Consider the following 17,486-nt stretch of genomic DNA (forward strand, 5'->3'; position numbering starts at 1 on the left):
GGAGTAACCCATGAAAGCCGTAGTAATCGAGCACTTTGCCATCCCGCTGTCTATTCAGCAGGTGGCCGACCCGGCGCCGGAACCCCACGGCGTGGTGGTCAAGGTGATGGCCAACGGGGTGTGCCGCAGCGACTGGCACGCCTGGATGGGCCACGACTCGGATGTCGTGCTACCCCACGTGCCCGGTCACGAGCTGGCCGGTACCGTCGAGGCGGTGGGCAAGGATGTGACCCGGTGGCGTGTCGGCGACCGGGTGACGGTGCCGTTCGTCGGCGGGTGTGGCCACTGCCCGGAGTGTCATTCGGGCAATCACCAGGTGTGCGATAGCCAATTTCAGCCAGGCTTTACCCACTGGGGGTCGTTTGCCGAGTATGTAAGCATTCACTACGCCGATGTGAATCTGGTGGCGTTACCCGAAACGCTCGATTTCTCCACCGCGGCGAGTTTGGGGTGTCGGTTCGTGACCTCGTTTCGCGCGGTGGTCGACCAGGGCCGCGCGGCGCCGGGCCAGTGGGTGGCGGTGCACGGCTGCGGCGGCGTGGGGCTCTCGGCGGTGATGATCGCCACTGCGCTCGGCGCCAATGTGGTGGCGGTGGATATCTCCGAGGATGCGCTGACGCTGGCCCACAAACTCGGTGCGGTGGCCACCGTGAACGCGGGCGAGGTGGTCAGTGTCGTCGAGGCGGTCAGGGAGATCACCCGGGGCGGTGCCCACGTCTCGCTGGATGCGCTGGGCCACCCCACCACCTGCTTCAACTCGATTGGCAATCTGCGCAAGCGCGGCCGCCATGTTCAGGTGGGCCTGATGCTCGCCGACCACAGCACTCCGGCGATCCCCATGAGTCAGGTAATTGCCAACGAACTCGAGATCTTCGGTAGCCACGGCATGCAGGCGCACCGCTATGGCGACATGATGGCGATGATCGAATCCGGCAAGCTCACCCCGGAGCGGCTGATCGGCCGACGCATTACCCTTGAGCAATCCATCGAGGCACTGGTCAGCATGGACAAGTTCGAAAGCGCCGGAGTGACGGTGGTCACCCAATTCTGAATCCCGTCCGTTACTAAAAGCCAATAGCCTTGGCCACCCTCAAAAATGATAATAAACAACACACTATCAATCTTCATGAAGGGGCGGGCAATGGCAATCACGAAACGGGCGGGGCTCGCCTCGATGGCGCTGGTGGGGGCGCTGGGCGTGGAGTTCACCGCGCAGGCGAGGGTGACGGGCTTTGAGGTGGTCGATACGGGCGATGCCTATGAAAGCCAAGCGTTCGGCGATGCCGGGCGTTATGAGCGCATCGATGCGGTGGCGCATTTCGCCATCGACCCGCAAAGCCCGCGTGCCCGCGCGGTGGTCGACCTCGACAAGGCGGCTGTCGACGAGCGCGGCGAGGTCACGTTCAGCACCGAGGTGTCGATCCTTCGCCCCGTAGACCAGGATTCGATGACACTCTTGTATGACGTGCCCAACCGGGGTCGGAATCTGGCGCTGCCGCTGTTCAACCTTTCCCAGCCCGCCAGCGGGTTCAGCCTTGACGAGCCCGGCGACGGCTTTTTGATGGAGCAGGGCTACACGCTGGTCTGGAGCGGCTGGCAAGTGGGGCTGGATGACGCGTCGATTCGAATCGATCTGCCCATCGCGCAGGGGGTAACGGGACCTTCGCGGGAGGAGTTCATCTTCGATGATGACGAAGCGGTTAGCGTCGCGGCGCTCAGCTATCCTGCCGTCAGCCAGGACCCCAATGATGCGACGCTGACGGTGCGGCCGAGCGCCGGTGAGCCGCGTCGCGCTGTCGAGCCGTCGTCCTATCGCTATCTGGACGATCAGCACATCGAGATTCAGCGCCCCGCCGATATGGACGGGGGCGCCATCTATGAGTTCATCTATACCGCCCGTGAGTCCCGGCCCAGCGGGCTGGGCATGCTCGCCACGAGCGATCTCGTCTCGTTTCTGCGCGGCGCGCCGGGGCACGATGTCACCTCGCCGCTGGAGGGCGTCCAGCATACGCTGGCGCTCGGGGTGTCCCAGTCCGGGCGCTTCTTGCGCGACTTCATCTATCAGGGCTTCAATGCGGACGCCCAAGGCCAGCGCGTTTTCGACGGCGCCATGGCGCATATCGCCGGGTCACGAAAGACGTTTACCAACGCTCGCTTCGCCCAGCCCGGGCGCTACTCGCGCCAGCACGAGGATCACGACGTCACCGGCGATCAATTTCCGTTTAGCTACGTGGAAACCGAGGACCTGGATGGTGAACGTGACAGCGTATTCGCCGCCTGCCGGGCAACCGATACCTGCCCCCAATTGATGCATACGGATACCTCGACCGAGTTCTGGCAGGCGCGCTCGTCGCTGGTGTCCACCGCGCCAAACGGCGAGGCGCTGCGTATGCCCGACGACGTGCGCCTCTACTTCTTCCCCGGTGCCCAGCATTTCAGCCCTTGGGGCGCCACGCCGAAGGCGGTCGACACCTGCCGCTTTCCGAGCAACCCGCTCAGCGTCGCGCCCAGCATGCGCGCGCTGGTCGTCGCCCTTGACGCGTGGGTGTCCGAAGGCCGCGAGCCCCCGGCTAGCCGCTTCCCGGGCCTGGCCGGTGACGAGCCGCTGATCGATCTTGAGGCGCTGACACTGCCGCCGCTACAGGGTGAAACGCTGACGCCCCCGGTCAACGAGCTGGCGGTGATCGACCACGACGTTCTGCCGCCGGTGGCCGGCGAGCGCTATACGGTCAAGGTACCCGCCGTGGACGCGGACGGCATCGACCAGGGCGGTATCCGCCAGCCCTATGTCGCAGCGCCGCTGGGCACTTATCTGGGGTGGAACCTGCGCGACGAAGGCTTCGCCGAAGGGCAGCTTTGCGGCGTGACCGGAAGCTTCATTGCCTTCGATGACGAAGGCGATACCCGGCCATCAGCGACGGCTCGCTACCCGATGGAGCAGGCGTACCAGAGCGCCTTGAGCACCGCTGTCGACGAGCTGGTGGCGGCCGGGTTCATGCTCGAAAGCGATCGCGAGCTGGTGATGGACAGCGCGCCGGCCAGATAAGTACCGCCTTCCGGCCCTACCTGGCCCATGATCGGGCCAGGCAGGGCCGATCGACTTGGGTCGATTTCCTTCAATCACCCTGTGGAAATTATTCGCTCCTCAATCGCGGTGCCGGGTTTTAAGCTGTGGGCATTCTGCACCAAGGAGCACGACATGCCTGCATCGACTTCCCCCTCCGCGCGCCGCGTGATCCAACAGCACCCGGCGCACCGCGACGATATCGGCGATCTCACCACCCGGCGCCCACTGCCGGGGCCCGGGCTCGATCAGCTCGATCCGTTTCTATTTTTGAACCACCACGGCCCGCAGACCTACCCGGCCAACAACCAGGGGCTGCCGTTCGGGCCGCACCCGCACCGCGGCTTCGAGACGGTGACGTTCATTTTGGAAGGCTCGCTTGCCCATGCCGACAGCACCGACCATCAGAGCGTAATCCATGAAGGCGGCGTGCAGTGGATGACCGCGGGTAGCGGCATCGTGCACGCCGAAGTATCGCCGCCGGAATTCAAGCGCGACGGTGGGCCGCTGGAGATCCTGCAGCTTTGGATCAACCTGCCCTCGAAACTCAAGATGAGCGCGCCGCACTACGTCGGCCTGCAGCAGGGTGATATTCCCCGCGTAGCGCTTGCCGGCGGCGGCGAGCTGAATCTGATCGCCGGCGAGTGGGAAGAAACCCAAGGCCCGGTCGAGACGCTAACCGGCGTGTTCATGTCGACGCTGACGCTTCCCGCCGGCAGTCGCGTAACGCTACCCGTCGTGGCTGGCCGCCAGGTGTTTCTCTACGTGGTGAACGGCGATGTCAGCGTGGGCGGCGAGCCGGCCAAGTCACACCACCTGATCGAAGTCGACCGCGACGGCGAGCACCTCGATATTGAAGCGTCCACGGGGGCGCGGCTGCTGTTTGGTCACGCCGAGGTCATCGACGAGCCGGTCTACTCCCACGGCCCCTTCGTGATGACCACCCGCGAGGAGATCGTTCAGGCGGTGGAGGATTACCAGGCGGGCAAGTTTGGTGGCTTGAACGCCTAAAGCGGCTCGCCGCGGTAGTAGTGCCACAGAAAAAGCGCGCCTACGCTTCGCCAGGGCGCCCAGTGTTCGACCATTTGGCGCGCCTGCCTGGGCGTGGGCTTGTCGTCCAGGCGCTTGAGCCGGCCCAGCGCCACGCGCAGGGCCAAGTCGTCCGCCGGAAACACGTCCACTCGCCCGAGCGAAAACATCAGGTAGATTTCCGCGCTCCAGCGCCCGAAACCTCTAAGGGCGGTGATGGCGCTTATTGCCTCTTCATCGCTTAGCCGTTCGAGGCCGTCGGCGCTGAAGGTGCCGGCAAGCTCCGCCTCGGCCAGGCCCTTGGCGTACTCGATCTTGCGCCAGGAGAGCCCGGCATCGCGCAGTGCCTGGCCTTCTACCTCCATCACCGCCTTGGCGTGAAGCGCCGGGAGCAGCGTGTTGACCCGGTTCATGATCGAGCGCGCCGCTTCGACGGAGAGCTGCTGGCTGACGATGGTGGAGAAGAAGGTGGCAAAGCCGCGCTCGCGCTGGCGCGGCGCGGGGGCGCCGACCTGGGGCAGGGCACGGGCGATGTCCGCATCCATCGCGGCCAGCGCGTTCATTGCTTGGGTAATGGTGTCCGGTGTCATGGGTTCGCGGCCGTCACGCGTTGCGAAGTGAATCTCTAACGTAGCAGCAAATCACGCGTACAAGGGGCGGCGCACGACCAACTTTTTGGCCGTCCGTGTTTCTACTTTCGTCTAATCCTGCGATCATTCGCGCCATTCAAAGCGATCGACAGGCGGGCGCCGAGCGTCCGGGGAGCAAGGTGTGCAAGAGTCTTCTCAAGGCCAGGCGCGGAGTCCGCGGCTGGCCGAGTTTGCGTTAGCGCTGGGCGGTTTCGGGATCGGCACCAGCGAGTTCGTCATCATGGGATTGATGAACCGGGTAGCGGGGGATCTCGCGGTCACCGTGCCCCAGGTGGGCTACGCCATTAGCAGCTACGCCCTGGGCGTGGTCGTGGGGGCACCCATCATCTCGGCGCTGGCGGCGCGCATGCCGCGGCGGCTTTTATTGATTCTGCTGATGCTCGTGTTTGCCGTCGGTAACATCGCCAGCGCCATGGCGCCGGAGTTCTGGTCCTTCGTTGCGCTGCGCTTTTTGGCGGGGCTGCCGCACGGCGCCTACTTCGGTGTGGCCGCGTTGGTCGCCGCAGGAGCGGTGCCGGTAGATCAGCGGGCGCGGGCGGTGTCGCGGGTGATGATGGGGCTGACCGTGGCGATTTTGCTCGGCGCGCCGCTGGGTACCTGGGCGGGTAATCAGTTCGGCTGGCAGATCGCGTTTACCGGGGTGGGCGTCATCGCCGTCGTTACGGCGCTGTTGATTCGCCTGTTCGTGCCCGTACAGCCTGTCGATTCGACGGCGAGCCCGGTGAAAGAACTCTCGGCGCTCTTGAAACAGCGCGTGCTGGTGACCATCGCCATCGCCTGTATTGGCTGCGGCGGCATGTTCTCCATCTTTAGCTACGTGATGCCTACGCTGACCCGCCAGGCCGGCATGAGCGAGGCACTCGGCCCGCTGGTGCTGGTGATTTTCGGTATCGGCTCGATCATCGGTAACCTGGTAGGCGGGCGCATGGCGGACAAGAACCTGATGCGCGCAATCCCACGCATTTTGATCTGGTGCGCGGTGATTCAAGGGCTTTACTACTTTGCGGCCAACAGCGTCTGGAGCGGGCTTCTGTTCGTCGGTTTGGTGGGAACCAGCATGGCACTGGCGCCGTCGCTGCAAACGCGCCTGATGGACGTGGCGGAGGACGCCCAGACCATGGCGGCCTCGCTCAATCACGCCGCCTTCAACGGCGCCAACGCTCTGGGCGCCTGGCTTGCCGGGCTTGCCATCAGCGCCGGTTTCACGCCGTCGAGCACGGGCTTTGTGGGCACTGGGCTGGCGCTATGCGGGCTGGTCATCTTCGTTTTTGGGCGGTGGCTGGAAAAACGCACGTACCCGGCCTCTTCGCTAAGTAATAACATGAGTTAAATCGGCGTTTGCGCAATAAAGCTGGCAAAGGCGTACAAAACTTTCTAGGTTATATAGGTGCACCCCATAAGGAGATGACTCATGCATACCCCGATTTTGAAAACCTCGCGCATCGTGACGCTTTCCGCCATTGCCGCGCTGACTATCGGCCTGGCCGGCTGTGGTTCCACCACCGGTGAGCGTACCGCCAGCGGTGCGGGCGTGGGCGCGGCGGTCGGCGCGGGTACCGCGGCGGCCACCGGCGGCAGCGTCGGCGGCGGCGCGATTCTTGGCGCCGGCGCAGGTGCCGCGGCGGGCGCGCTGACCGACGAAGACGACATCAACCTCGAGTGATCGTCTAACGGCATAGCCCGTAGCCGCGCATGCCCATGTGAAAGTGGTCGGCATGCGCGGCGTTGTATTCCGGCCCCAGTACGTTTCCAAAGCTTTTGCAGGCGCCATCTCGCGCCGCTCTGAAGAACTCTCCTACCGCGCCTTCGTTGTCCCAATTATTGATTAGCGTGATGCGCCGGCCGTTTTCAAAACGAAATCCCGTGACATCCAGCGCTTCTGCCGTGGCATGCTCACTGCGACGCCCGGTTGCTCTTCCGTAAACGTTGCGACAGGCGAAGCTTCCCACGTGATCCACTTGGCTAACGCGGCTGCCCATGATCTCGGCGGCGGCGGGCTGAAGTTCGTGGCGCTCGAACATGACCCAGGCCAGTGCCATGGGGCAGGAAGCGACGAAGCTTCGGTTAAAGCGCACGCTGCTCGAATTCATACGCACGATGTTGGAAAGCGGGCAGCTCGTCGTCGGCGAATAGTCCGCCACCGGCGTGTAGTTGAGCTCGCTCGAGGGCACGGTGTCGAGCGCGGCCAGACACCCCTGGCGGTCGCCTTCCAGGCGCTTGAGCTTGAGTTTAGTGACCGGCGTAATCGGGTCGTCGATATGCAGCGGGGCCCAGGGCGCCCACTGGCGGGGAATCTCGATGATGCCTTTTTGCAGCGCCACACCCAAGGCAATCAGCGCCAGAATGAAAACCGTCCCTCGCATGCCGCTCTCCTTGGGTGATTAACGCTTATTGAGCGCGCCCAGGCTTTTACTACAGCCCGCGCGGCAGGTATGCGATACTGCCCGGCTTTAGCGCCACATGCGAGCGGTAAGCGTGGCACGCCAGGGTCAACGACTGTTTTTGAGGGGAGCGTTTCATGTCCCAGGGTACGCTGTTTATCGTGTCGGCGCCGTCGGGCGCGGGGAAAACCAGCCTGGTTCGCGAGCTGATCGAGAGCCTGGACGGCCTCCAGGTATCGGTGTCGCACACCACGCGGGGCCGGCGCGAAGGCGAAGTGGACGGGGTGAACTACCATTTCTGCCCGGTCGCGACGTTTGAAGCAATGATCAATCGCGGCGATTTTTTCGAATACGCCCGCGTGTTCGATAACTATTATGGCACCTCGCGCCACGCCGTGCAGGATCTGCTCACCGCCGGCCAGGATGTGATTCTCGAGATCGATTGGCAGGGCGCCCAGCAGGTGCGCGAGCAGATGAGTGATGCGGTATCGATCTTCATCCTGCCGCCCTCGAGGGCGGAGCTCGAGCGGCGCCTTTCAAACCGCGGCACCGATGAGCACGCGGTGATCGCGCGGCGCATGCGCGATGCGGTCAATGAGATGACCCATTTCGACGAGTACGACTACCTGGTGATCAACGACGATTTCACCACCGCGCTTGGCGAGCTGCAGGCGCTGATCACCAGTCAGCGGCTGACGCGTGCTGCCATGCAGCATCGCCATGCCCCGCTGCTCAAGGCGCTCTTGTCACAGGCGCCGACGGTCGAGTAATCTATCGGGTCCAGTGACCCATTTTTGCCGAGTCGGCGGTCGTTTCAAGCCCAGCCGGCCCGGCGTCGTTTTTTAAAGGAAAGCTCCCATGGCGCGCGTTACCGTCGAAGATTGTCTCGAAAACGTAGAAAACCGCTTCAAGCTGGTGATGATTTCTACCCAGCGGGCCCGCCAGCTCGCCCGCGGCTCCCGCGATGCCCAGCTTGCCTGGGAGAACGACAAACCCACGGTCATGGCGCTGCGTGAAATCGCCGCAGGCCTGGTCGATCATACCGTGCTCGACGAGCCGGTCGAGGCGCCGGTGCGCCAGCGCCCGGCTGCGCCCAGCATTCAGATCGACGACTGAGTCCGGAACCGAAGGGGCGCGTTCCATGTTCACCATCGATGACCTGGCCGACCGGCTCGGCGGCTATCTACCCTCGGACGAGATCCAGCAGGTCAAACGCGCCTTCTACTACGCCGAACAGGCCCACGACGGCCAGCGGCGCCGCTCCGGCGAGCCCTACGTTACCCACCCGCTCGCCGTCGCCAATATCCTCGCCAATATGCACATGGACCATCAAAGCCTGATGGCAGCCATGCTGCACGATGTTATCGAGGATACCGGCGTATCAAAAAAGGCTCTTGGCGAGCAGTTCGGCCAGCCGGTGGCAGAGCTGGTCGACGGCGTCTCGAAGCTCACCCAGATCACCTTCGAGGACAAGGCCGTCGCTCAGGCGGAGAACTTCCAGAAGATGGTGCTGGCGATGTCGCGGGACATCCGCGTCATCATCGTCAAACTCGCCGACCGGCTGCACAACATGCGCACCCTGGGCGCGCTGCGCCCTGACAAGAAGCGGCGCATCGCCCGCGAAACGCTGGAGATCTACGCCCGCGTGGCCGGGCGGCTCGGGATCAATACCATCCGCATCGAGCTCGAGGATCTTTCGTTCCAAGCGATCCATCCGATGCGCGCCGAGCGGATCAAACGCGCGGTGGCCAGCGCCCGCGGCAACCGGCGAAGCGCGATGCGCCAGATTCAGTCGTCGCTACAGCAAAGCCTGGACGACGAAGCGCTCCAGGGCACGGTGATCGGCCGGCAAAAGCATCTGCTTTCCATCTACAAGAAGATGCGCGACCAGCGAAAGCCCTTCGCCGAGATCATGGACGTGTTCGGTTTTCGCATCATCACCGACGACGTGGCGAGCTGCTACCGGATCCTGGGCGTGGTGCATAACCTCTTCAAGCCGGTGCCCGGGCGCTTCAAGGATTACATCGCCATTCCCAAGGCGAACGGCTACCAGAGCCTGCACACCACGCTCTTTGGCCAGCGCGGCATGCCCATCGAGGTGCAGATTCGCACCCGCGAGATGGAAGCGATGGCCAACAACGGCATTGCCGCCCACTGGCTCTACAAGGCCGGCCAGACCGAGCACCCGATCGCCGAGGGCAGCCACGCCCGGGCGCGGGCCTGGGTCAAGGGCTTACTCGAGATGCAGCGCCACGCCGGCGACTCGCTGGAGTTCATCGAGCACGTCAAAAACGATCTGTTCCCCGACGACATCTACGTGTTCACGCCCAAGGGCGACATCATGGAGCTGCCCCAGGGCGCGACGGTGGTCGACTTCGCCTACAGCGTGCACACCGATATCGGCAACAACTGCATCGCCTGTCGCATCGACCGTCACCTGGCGCCGCTCTCCACGCGGCTGGAAAGCGGCCAGACGCTGGAAATCATCACCGCCCCCGGAGCGCGGCCCAACCTGTCGTGGCTCAATTTCGTCTCTACGGCCAAGGCGCGCTCGGCGATTCGCCACGCCCTCAAGCACCAGCAGCAGTCCGAGGCGATCATGCTCGGGCGGCGGCTGCTCAACAAGGCGCTGGCCTCTTATGAGACGAGCCTCGAGGAGCTCGACGAGCGGGTCTTTGCCAAGGCGCTCAAGGAGCTCGACGTCTCCTCGCTTGATACCTTGCTGGAGTCAGTGGGGCTGGGTAATCGTATGGCCTACGTGGCGGCCCGGCGGCTGGCGGATACCGCCCAGGGCGAGAATCGCGAGATCAACCGGCTGGAGAACAGCGATAACGCGGTGGTGATCAGCGGTAGCGAAGGCATGGTGTTGAGCTTTGCCCGCTGCTGCCACCCGCTGCCCGGCGATGCGGTCGTGGGTCATCTATCGGTGGGCAAGGGCATCGTCGTGCATCGCGACGAGTGCCGAAACCTGGTGGATCTGAAAAGCGATCCAGAGAAGCTTTTCACGCTGCAGTGGTCAGAGGATATCGACGAGGATTTCCCGGTGGCGCTGCGTATCGAGATCGAAAGCCGCCGGGGACTGGTGGCCGAGCTCGCGGGCCTGGTCACCGACGCCGATGCCAATATCGAGCGCATCGGCATCGAAGAGCGCGACGCCAAACTTTCGACGGTGAACCTGACGCTTTCGGTCAAGGGCCGCGTGCACCTGGCGCGTATCATGAAGCGTATCCGCAATCTGCCAAGCGTCAGTAAAATAACCCGAACGGCTAACTAGAACCCGCGCATCAGCAACCTCTGGCAGTGCCAGAGGCGGGCCCGCTTTTTTCGATGGCCGCGTGAGCGACGGTTTTAAAGACGGTTTTTAAAGACAGCTCTTAAAAACAGTTTCGACGACAATTTTAACGACAACTTAAACGACGATTTTCAACCATCCCATTTTCGATGACAGGAGCAGCATGTCCATGAGCAATAAAGCCGTTATCAATACCGAAAAGGCCCCGGCCGCCATCGGCCCGTACTCCCAGGCGATCAAGGCGGGCAACACGGTCTATCTCTCTGGCCAGATTCCGCTCGACCCGAGCTCCATGGAGATCGTCTCCGGTGATATCGAAGCTCAGGCCCGCCAAGTCTTCACCAACCTGCAGGCGGTGTGCGAAGAGGCCGCCGGCTCGCTGACCGATATCGTCAAGCTCAACCTCTATCTCGTGGATCTGGATAACTTCGCCATCGTCAATCGCGTGATGGAAGAGTTCTTTAAAGCACCCTTCCCGGCTCGCGCTGCGGTGGGCGTACGCGCGCTGCCCAAGGGCAGCCAGGTCGAAGCCGAAGCAGTCATGGTAATTGGCGACTAAGCGTCTGAATAGGCATAAAAAAGCGAGCCTGAGGGCTCGCTTTTTTCGTCTCAAGGGAGGCGCGAATCAGGCGCTTTTGGACGTCAAAAAGCCGCCTTCCTTGAGAATCTGGGCGTAGCCTTCGCGAAAGCTCGGATAGCGGAATTCGTAGCCGGTTTCGCGCACGCGGCTGTTGTCGCAGCGTTTGCTGGTGCGCCGTCTCAGCGGCGACTGCATGGTCTCGGTCGAGGTGGCCTTGAGCTCTTTCGCCAGCCAGCTCATGACGTTGTGCATGGTGGCGGGCTCGGAGTCGCTGCCAAGGTAGAGCTCGGCCAAGGGCTTGCCGCTTTCCTGACACTGGATCAGATGGGCGAGAATCCCGGCGCAGTCGTCGCGGTGGATGCGGTTGGAGTAGATCGCTGGCGTGATGGCCGCCATGCGCCCACTCTTGACCTGGTGGATCAGCCGGTCGCGGCCGGGGCCGTAGATGCCGGAAAAGCGCACGACGGTGCCCGGTAGCGGGTGATCCAGCAGCGCCTGCTCGGCCGTGCGCATTAGCGTGCCCGAGAAGCTCGTCGAGTCGGTGGGGCTGACCTCGTTGACCACTTCGCCTTCCTGCTGACCGTAAACGCTGGTCGAGGAGACGAAGAAGATACGCCGCGGCGGTGTTTCGTGCTGTTCGAGCACGCCAAGTACGCGTTTCAAGCCGTCCGGATAGGCGCTTTGATAGGCGCTCTCTTCGAAGCGGTCGGCGCTGACGGTGTAGATGACGTAGTCGGCTTGGGGCAGTGCCGAGGCGCTGGCGTCGTCGAGCGTCGCAAGATCGAGCGCCAGGGGCTCGATGCCAGTCCCCTGTAAGGAATCGGTATGGCGGCGCACGCCGACGACGCGATGGCCTTCGCTAACCAGCTCGCGTCCCAGGGTGGTGCCGATATCGCCACAGCCGATGATCAGTACAGTGAGTTTCACCTGCGCACTCCTCATGATAAATATTCCCTATTAGATACAAAGTCCTCTTGAGATATGCCATCGTCAAGAGAATTTGTTTGTCCTTGCCGTCCCGTTCATCGTCACACTGAGTCACGACCTGCTACGAGAGGATGCCATTCGGCACCGTTATGACTTTAACAGAACTTCGCTACATCGTAACCCTTGCACAAGAGCGCCACTTCGGCCGCGCCGCTGAACGCTGCCACGTTTCCCAGCCCACGCTCTCGGTGGCGGTGAAAAAACTCGAGGACGAACTCGACACGCCCCTGTTCGAGCGCTCCAAGTCCACCGTGCAGGTCACCCCGCTGGGCGAGAAAATCGTCGCTCAGGCGCAGCGCGTGCTGGAGCAGTCCAGCCTGATTTTCGAGATGGCCAGCGCCGGCCGTGATCAGTTGGCCAATCCGCTGCGCATCGGCGCCATTTATACCATCGGGCCGTATCTCTACCCGCACCTGGTGCCGGCGCTGGCCGAGGCGGCGCCGCAGATGCCGCTCTACATCGAGGAGGGGCTGACCGGCACGCTCAGGGGCAAGCTCAAAAGCGGCGAGCTCGACGTCATCATCGTTGCGCTCCCGTTCACCGAAACCGACGTGGTCACCAAGGCGATCTACGACGAGGATTTCGAGGTGCTGATGCCCAGCAGCCACCCCTGGACCGAACGGGAGGCGATCGAGAAGGAGGCGCTGCTCGAGGAGCGCCTGTTGCTGCTGGGCGAAGGGCACTGCTTTCGCGACCAGATTCTCGAGGCCTGCCCGGCGATTACTCACAAGCTCAACAGCCCCAGCAATACGCTGATCGCCGAAGGCGGCTCGCTTGAGACCATCCGCCATATGGTGGCCTCGAAGCTTGGCATCACGGTGCTGCCGCAGTCGGCGCTGGGAACGCAGAAGGATGAACGCTCGCTGCTGGCGAGCCGGCCCTTCGTTTCGCCCTCGCCCTCGCGCACCGTGGCCATCGCTTGGCGGGCGAGCTTTCCCAGACCCAAGGCGATCGACGCGCTGGTGCAGGCGATCAACCAGTGCCGGCAGGCCATGCCATGAGTGCGCTCGACGCGCCGGTCACCGAGCTCAAGGGCGTCGGCGAGGCGCTGGCGGCCAAGCTTGCGCGCCTGGGCGTCGAGCGGGTGAGCGATCTGGTCTTTCATCTGCCGCTTCGCTACCAAGACCGTACGCGCCTAACGCCGATCGGGCTTTTACGCGCGGGCAGCGAAGCGGTAGTCGAAGGCGAAGTGACCGCCTGCGACATCGTCAAGGGGCGAAGGCGAAGCCTTCTGGTACGCCTTCGTGACCAAAGCGGCATCCTGAGCCTGCGCTTTTTCCACTTCTCCCCGGCGCAGAGCCAGCAGCTGCGCCCGGGCGTGACGCTGCGCGCCTTTGGTGAGGCCCGCGCCGGTGCTACCGGGCTCGAAATTTATCATCCCGAGTATCGTCCGGTCAGTGAGGCCGAGGCGCCGGTCGAAGAGCACTACACGCCGATCTACCCGACCACCGAAGGGCTCCATCAGACCCGGCTGCGGGCACTGGCGCTGCAGGCACTCGAGCGTCTGGAAGCCGCCCCGGAAGCGCTGCCGGACATGATCCCCCCGGCGCTGGCCGAGCGCTTTGGCCTGCCCGGGCTTCACGCAAGCCTTATGCTGCTGCACCAGCCGCCGCCGGACGTCGACCTCGACACGCTCGCCCAGGGCCTGCACCCGGCGACCCGGCGGCTGGCGCTCGAGGAGCTTCTGGCCCACCAGTTGAGCCTTCGCGAAGTGCGCCTGCGCATTCAGGCCGACGGCGCCCCGCGCCTGCCGGCAGGGCGCAGCCTGCAAACCCGCTTTCTGGCCCAGCTGCCCTTTGCGCTCACCGGCGCTCAGCGCCGGGTGCTCGAGGAGATCGAGCTCGATCTTGTCGAGCCCGCGCCGATGCTGCGGCTGGTGCAGGGCGATGTCGGTTCCGGCAAGACCGTGGTCGCCGCCATGGCCGCGCTGTCGGCGCTGGCCGGCGACTGCCAGGCGGCGATCATGGCGCCCACGGAAATTCTTGCCGAGCAGCACTACCGCTCCTTCAAGGCCTGGTTCGAGCCGCTGGGTATCGAGGTCGCCTGGCTTGCCGGCAAGCTCAAGGGCAAAAGCCGCCTCGATGCCAAGGCAGCGATCGCCGATGGCCGAGCGCGGATGGTGGTCGGCACCCACGCGCTGTTCCAGGAGGACGTTCACTTCAAGTGTTTGGGGCTTGCGATCATCGACGAGCAGCACCGCTTCGGCGTGCACCAGCGCTTGGCGCTGCGCGAGAAAGGCGAGGCGGGCGGGCTCACCCCGCACCAGTTGATCATGACTGCCACGCCGATTCCCCGAACGCTTGCCATGAGCGCCTACGCGGATCTGGACGTCTCGATCATCGACGAGCTGCCGCCGGGGCGCACGCCGGTCAAAACCGTGGTGGTGTCCGACGAGCGCCGCCCGGAAGTGGTCGAGCGCATCCGCCGCGCCTGCAGCGACGGCCGCCAGGCCTACTGGGTCTGCACGCTGATCGACGAGTCCGAGGTGCTGCAGTGCCAGGCCGCCGAGGTCACCCGCGAGGAGCTGACGACAGCGCTACCGGAGCTTGCCATCGGCTTGATCCACGGACGCATGAAGGCGGCGGAAAAGGCCGAGGTGATGGCGGCGTTCAAGGAAGGCGAGCTGGATTTACTGGTGGCCACCACGGTGATCGAGGTCGGCGTGGACGTGCCCAATGCGAGTCTCATGATCATCGAGAACCCGGAGCGCCTCGGGCTTTCCCAGCTTCACCAGCTGCGCGGACGGGTCGGGCGGGGAAGCACCGAGAGCTTCTGCGTACTGCTGTATCACCCGCCGCTGTCAAAAAGTTCAAAAGAGCGTTTGGGCGTGATGCGCGAAACCACCGACGGCTTTCGCATCGCCGAGAAGGACTTGGAGATTCGCGGCCCCGGCGAGGTGCTCGGCACCCGCCAGACCGGCCTTGCCCAGATGAAGATCGCCGATCTAGAGCGTGACGCCGACCTGCTGGAGCGCGTCACGGCGCTGGCGAAAACGCTTCAAAGCGACCGTGAAGCCACCGCCGTGCTGGTACGCCGCTGGCTGGGCGAAGCCGCCGGGCGCTACGGGCAAGTCTAGCGGTCGGCCGGTTTAGGCCGCTGGGTGAGCCGGGCCGCGCTTTGGGCCAGCGGCGTGAGCTGCTCGGCGATCAGTTTGAGCTGGCTCTGAATCGGGCGGTAAAGCGTTACCGCGGTGGTGCGCTCGTCACTGGCCGGCGGGGTGTCGGCCTTTGGCGCATCGCCAAGGGCGGCGAGCAGCGCCTCGGTCTGCTCATCGAGGGCGGTGACGGGCTGGCGCGCGTGTAGCTCCCGGGTCATCGCTTCGAGCAGCTCGCTGATGCGCCGGGCCTGGGGCATCAGCGCGGCGTCGTCTTCGTCGTCGGTTAGCCGGTGGCGGTGGGCGCCGAGTGCCGACAGGTGGCTCAACAGCGTATTGGAGAGCACCAGAAAGCGCAGCCCGCTGTCCGCGTCCTGCTTGCGGTAGTGGCCGGGCTCGTGAAGCATGTTGGTCAACAGTGTCGAGAACGCTGCATCCGCGTTGTGGGCGTTGCGCCGTGCCAGCCGGTAGGCCAGATCGTCCTGTTTACCGGTTTCGTACTGGTGAGTGATTTCATCGAGGTAGCCGCGGTGGCTGGTCAGCACCCGGGCCGCCTCGCGGTAGAGCCGTCGGCCCTGCCAGTCGGGCAGAATGAAGAACACCGCAAGCCCGGCGATGACCGCGCCGATCAGCGTATCGAACAGCCGCGGCCAGATCAGGTTGAAGCCGTCTCCCACCTGGTTGAAGCTGCACAGCACCAGCAGCGTGATCGAGGCGGTGGCGATGACATAGCGGCGCTCGCGGTTGGCGAAAAAGCAGACCCCCGCGGCCACGGCGATCACGCTTTGAACGCCGGGCTGGGGGAAAAGCGAAATCGATGCCCAGCCCACGATCAGCCCAAGCACCGTGCCGAGAATCCGCTGGGAAAGAAAGCGTCGCGTGGTGGCGAAGTTGGGTCGGCACACGAACAGCGTAGTCAGGAGAATCCAGAACCCTTGCTCCGGATCGATCCACTGCAAAAGCGCATAGCCTGCGACCAGCGCCGTCGATAGACGCACGGCGTGGCGAAAGGTGGGCGAGCCCAGCGTCAGATTCAGCCGTACCCGATTCCAGGCCTCCTTGATGCTCGACGGCGAACGGTCGAACAGGGCGCTGTCGCGTCGATCATCGCTACTATCGGGGTTGTGGACGCTGGCGATCTGGGTCTCCAGCGTGGCCAGGTTATCCGCCAGGGCGTTGAGTGGATGAATCAGCGCGCGCCACTCCGGGCGGTCGCGATCACTCAGATTATCGATCGAGGCGCGCAGATCCATCAGCGCCTGCTCGCTGAGCTCGTGATCGAACGGGCGGTTCAATAGCAGGGACTTCGCCAGCTGGCGACAGGCCCGGCCCTGCTGGTCCAGAAGGCGCTGGCAGCGAAACAGCACGTCATGGTGGAAAAACGCTTCGGTCAGCGCGCTGTAAGGGTAGTGGGTGGAGCTCGCCCGCTCGTGGATGTCCTGAGCGATGAAGTAAATGCGCAGGTAGCGGTTGAGCTTTTTGCTTCCGCGCTGGCCCTCCAGGCGGCGAAAGATCATCTCCTTGGCCTGGTTGAGCGCGGCTACTACCTGGCCGTTCTGGTGCGCCAGCGCCACCCGACGCGCCTCGACGTCCACGCCGCGTACCGGCTCGAACAGCGCCGACTTGAGGATCAAAAACTCCCCCAGCGTCTTGTACACCCGCGCCATGCTCTGCTTGACCGGCTGGCGGGAAAAGAGCGCGCACCAGATCACGGAGATGAGGCCGTACCAGGCCGCTCCCGCCAGCAGCAAAAGCTGGCGCGAAGCGACATCGGCATCGACGCCGCCGTGCTGCTCGATGTTGATCATCGAATAGATCGAGAGAATCAGCGTGCCCGAGGCGATGGTGGCGTAGCGCTGGCCGATGGCGCCGAGCATGATCAGCGTAAAGGCCGACACCCCAAGCCCGAGCGCGAATAGCCAAGGCCAGGCAAACAGCCACTGCACCACGAAGGAGGCCAGCGCAAAGCACAAAAGCGTCACGATCAGCGCTTGAAGCCGCCCCTGCCAGCTATCGTCGGTTTCCGAGAGCGCACAGGCGATGATGCCCAGAAACAGCGGAATGACCAGCGCCACGTCGGCCTGAAACACGCTAAACAAAAGCGCCCCGCTAAAGGCGATGAATACCCGCAGGCTGTAGGCGAATTTATCCAGTGTCCAAAGGCGGCGCAGCGGTAGAGCGATCGGCATGGCGTCTCTTCGATGATTCGTTAGACTTTAGTATAACAATGTCGGTGAGCGCCTGGCCACGGCCTTCGCGCTCCTCACGCCATTTTGACGACGTTAGGTATCGACGCCCTTTTAGACGCTTATCTCAGCAAGCCGGGGTCGGACGGCAAAAGCAGGGGGCTTTTAGTAGGAAAGCGAATCATCCGGTCGGATGTGACGCGAAGGGGTGTAACAAAACGGC

General features: G+C 63.8%; 15 protein-coding genes. 11 read left to right on the top strand and 4 right to left on the bottom strand.

Going from position 1 to position 17,486, the window contains the following annotated elements:
- Window positions 1-10: 10 nt before the first annotated feature.
- The 3 genes from ACGLWX_RS10655 to ACGLWX_RS10665 all read left to right on the top strand — a co-directional run bounded on the left by ACGLWX_RS10655 (window position 11) and on the right by ACGLWX_RS10665 (window position 4,075).
- Window positions 11-1,051 carry a zinc-dependent alcohol dehydrogenase family protein gene (locus ACGLWX_RS10655; protein WP_396239627.1) on the top strand — a complete coding sequence of 347 codons (1,041 nt, stop codon included), beginning with the start codon at window positions 11-13 and terminating at the stop codon, window positions 1,049-1,051.
- Window positions 1,052-1,141: 90 nt separating this feature from the next.
- The gene (locus ACGLWX_RS10660) at window positions 1,142-3,046 is read left to right on the top strand and encodes an alpha/beta hydrolase domain-containing protein (protein ID WP_396239629.1); all 1,905 of its coding nucleotides are present in this window, start codon (window positions 1,142-1,144) and stop codon (window positions 3,044-3,046) included.
- A gap of 153 nt (window positions 3,047-3,199) precedes the next feature.
- Window positions 3,200-4,075 (top strand): pirin family protein, encoded by an 876-nt coding sequence (locus ACGLWX_RS10665; protein ID WP_396239630.1) that lies wholly within the window; start codon window positions 3,200-3,202, stop codon window positions 4,073-4,075.
- On the opposite strand, the gene ACGLWX_RS10670 is transcribed toward ACGLWX_RS10665, so the two are convergent.
- A complete protein-coding gene (locus ACGLWX_RS10670) occupies window positions 4,072-4,683 on the bottom strand; it encodes a DNA-3-methyladenine glycosylase (RefSeq protein ID WP_252107978.1) in 612 nt (203 codons plus the stop codon). The genes ACGLWX_RS10665 and ACGLWX_RS10670 overlap by 4 nt on opposite strands.
- A gap of 181 nt (window positions 4,684-4,864) precedes the next feature.
- On the opposite strand from ACGLWX_RS10670, the gene ACGLWX_RS10675 reads away from it, so the two are divergent.
- Together ACGLWX_RS10675 and ACGLWX_RS10680 are read left to right on the top strand one after the other, a co-directional pair.
- Window positions 4,865-6,073: an MFS transporter gene (locus tag ACGLWX_RS10675; RefSeq protein WP_396239632.1), complete on the top strand. Its 1,209-nt coding sequence runs from the start codon at window positions 4,865-4,867 to the stop codon at window positions 6,071-6,073.
- 81 nt (window positions 6,074-6,154) lie between these two features.
- Window positions 6,155-6,406, top strand: coding sequence for a hypothetical protein (locus ACGLWX_RS10680; RefSeq protein WP_252107980.1), 252 nt, complete (start codon window positions 6,155-6,157; stop codon window positions 6,404-6,406).
- A gap of 4 nt (window positions 6,407-6,410) precedes the next feature.
- Here the strand turns inward: ACGLWX_RS10680 and ACGLWX_RS10685 are convergent, their stop codons facing one another.
- A complete protein-coding gene (locus ACGLWX_RS10685; RefSeq protein ID WP_252107981.1) occupies window positions 6,411-7,106 on the bottom strand; it encodes an extensin family protein in 696 nt (231 codons plus the stop codon).
- Between the two features lie 155 nt (window positions 7,107-7,261).
- On the opposite strand from ACGLWX_RS10685, the gene gmk reads away from it, so the two are divergent.
- The 4 genes from gmk (at window position 7,262) to ACGLWX_RS10705 (ending at window position 10,975) form a co-directional block, all read left to right on the top strand.
- Window positions 7,262-7,894 (top strand): guanylate kinase, encoded by a 633-nt coding sequence (gene gmk, locus ACGLWX_RS10690; RefSeq protein ID WP_396239634.1) that lies wholly within the window; start codon window positions 7,262-7,264, stop codon window positions 7,892-7,894.
- 88 nt (window positions 7,895-7,982) lie between these two features.
- Window positions 7,983-8,240: a DNA-directed RNA polymerase subunit omega gene (gene rpoZ / locus ACGLWX_RS10695; protein ID WP_252107983.1), complete on the top strand. Its 258-nt coding sequence runs from the start codon at window positions 7,983-7,985 to the stop codon at window positions 8,238-8,240.
- A 25-nt stretch (window positions 8,241-8,265) separates the two neighbouring features.
- Window positions 8,266-10,398 (top strand): bifunctional (p)ppGpp synthetase/guanosine-3',5'-bis(diphosphate) 3'-pyrophosphohydrolase, encoded by a 2,133-nt coding sequence (locus ACGLWX_RS10700; RefSeq protein WP_252107984.1) that lies wholly within the window; start codon window positions 8,266-8,268, stop codon window positions 10,396-10,398.
- A 187-nt stretch (window positions 10,399-10,585) separates the two neighbouring features.
- A complete protein-coding gene (locus ACGLWX_RS10705) occupies window positions 10,586-10,975 on the top strand; it encodes a RidA family protein (protein ID WP_252107985.1) in 390 nt (129 codons plus the stop codon).
- Window positions 10,976-11,041: 66 nt separating this feature from the next.
- On the opposite strand, the gene ACGLWX_RS10710 is transcribed toward ACGLWX_RS10705, so the two are convergent.
- A complete protein-coding gene (locus ACGLWX_RS10710) occupies window positions 11,042-11,923 on the bottom strand; it encodes an SDR family oxidoreductase (protein ID WP_252107986.1) in 882 nt (293 codons plus the stop codon).
- A gap of 149 nt (window positions 11,924-12,072) precedes the next feature.
- Between ACGLWX_RS10710 and ACGLWX_RS10715 the strand changes: the two genes are divergently transcribed.
- Both ACGLWX_RS10715 and recG read left to right on the top strand, forming a co-directional pair.
- Window positions 12,073-12,984, top strand: coding sequence for a hydrogen peroxide-inducible genes activator (locus tag ACGLWX_RS10715; RefSeq protein ID WP_252107987.1), 912 nt, complete (start codon window positions 12,073-12,075; stop codon window positions 12,982-12,984).
- On the top strand, window positions 12,981-15,059 hold the full coding sequence (gene recG, locus ACGLWX_RS10720) for an ATP-dependent DNA helicase RecG (protein ID WP_396239636.1): 2,079 nt from the start codon (window positions 12,981-12,983) through the stop codon (window positions 15,057-15,059). Before ACGLWX_RS10715 ends, recG begins: the two co-directional genes overlap by 4 nt.
- On the opposite strand, the gene yccS is transcribed toward recG, so the two are convergent.
- Entirely contained in the window at window positions 15,056-17,266 is a 2,211-nt protein-coding gene (gene yccS, locus ACGLWX_RS10725; RefSeq protein ID WP_396239638.1) for a YccS family putative transporter, read from the bottom strand. The genes recG and yccS overlap by 4 nt on opposite strands.
- Between the last annotated feature and the right edge of the window lie 220 nt (window positions 17,267-17,486).

This window comes from Halomonas sp. HMF6819, assembly GCF_044335525.1.
Classification (GTDB): domain Bacteria; phylum Pseudomonadota; class Gammaproteobacteria; order Pseudomonadales; family Halomonadaceae; genus Vreelandella.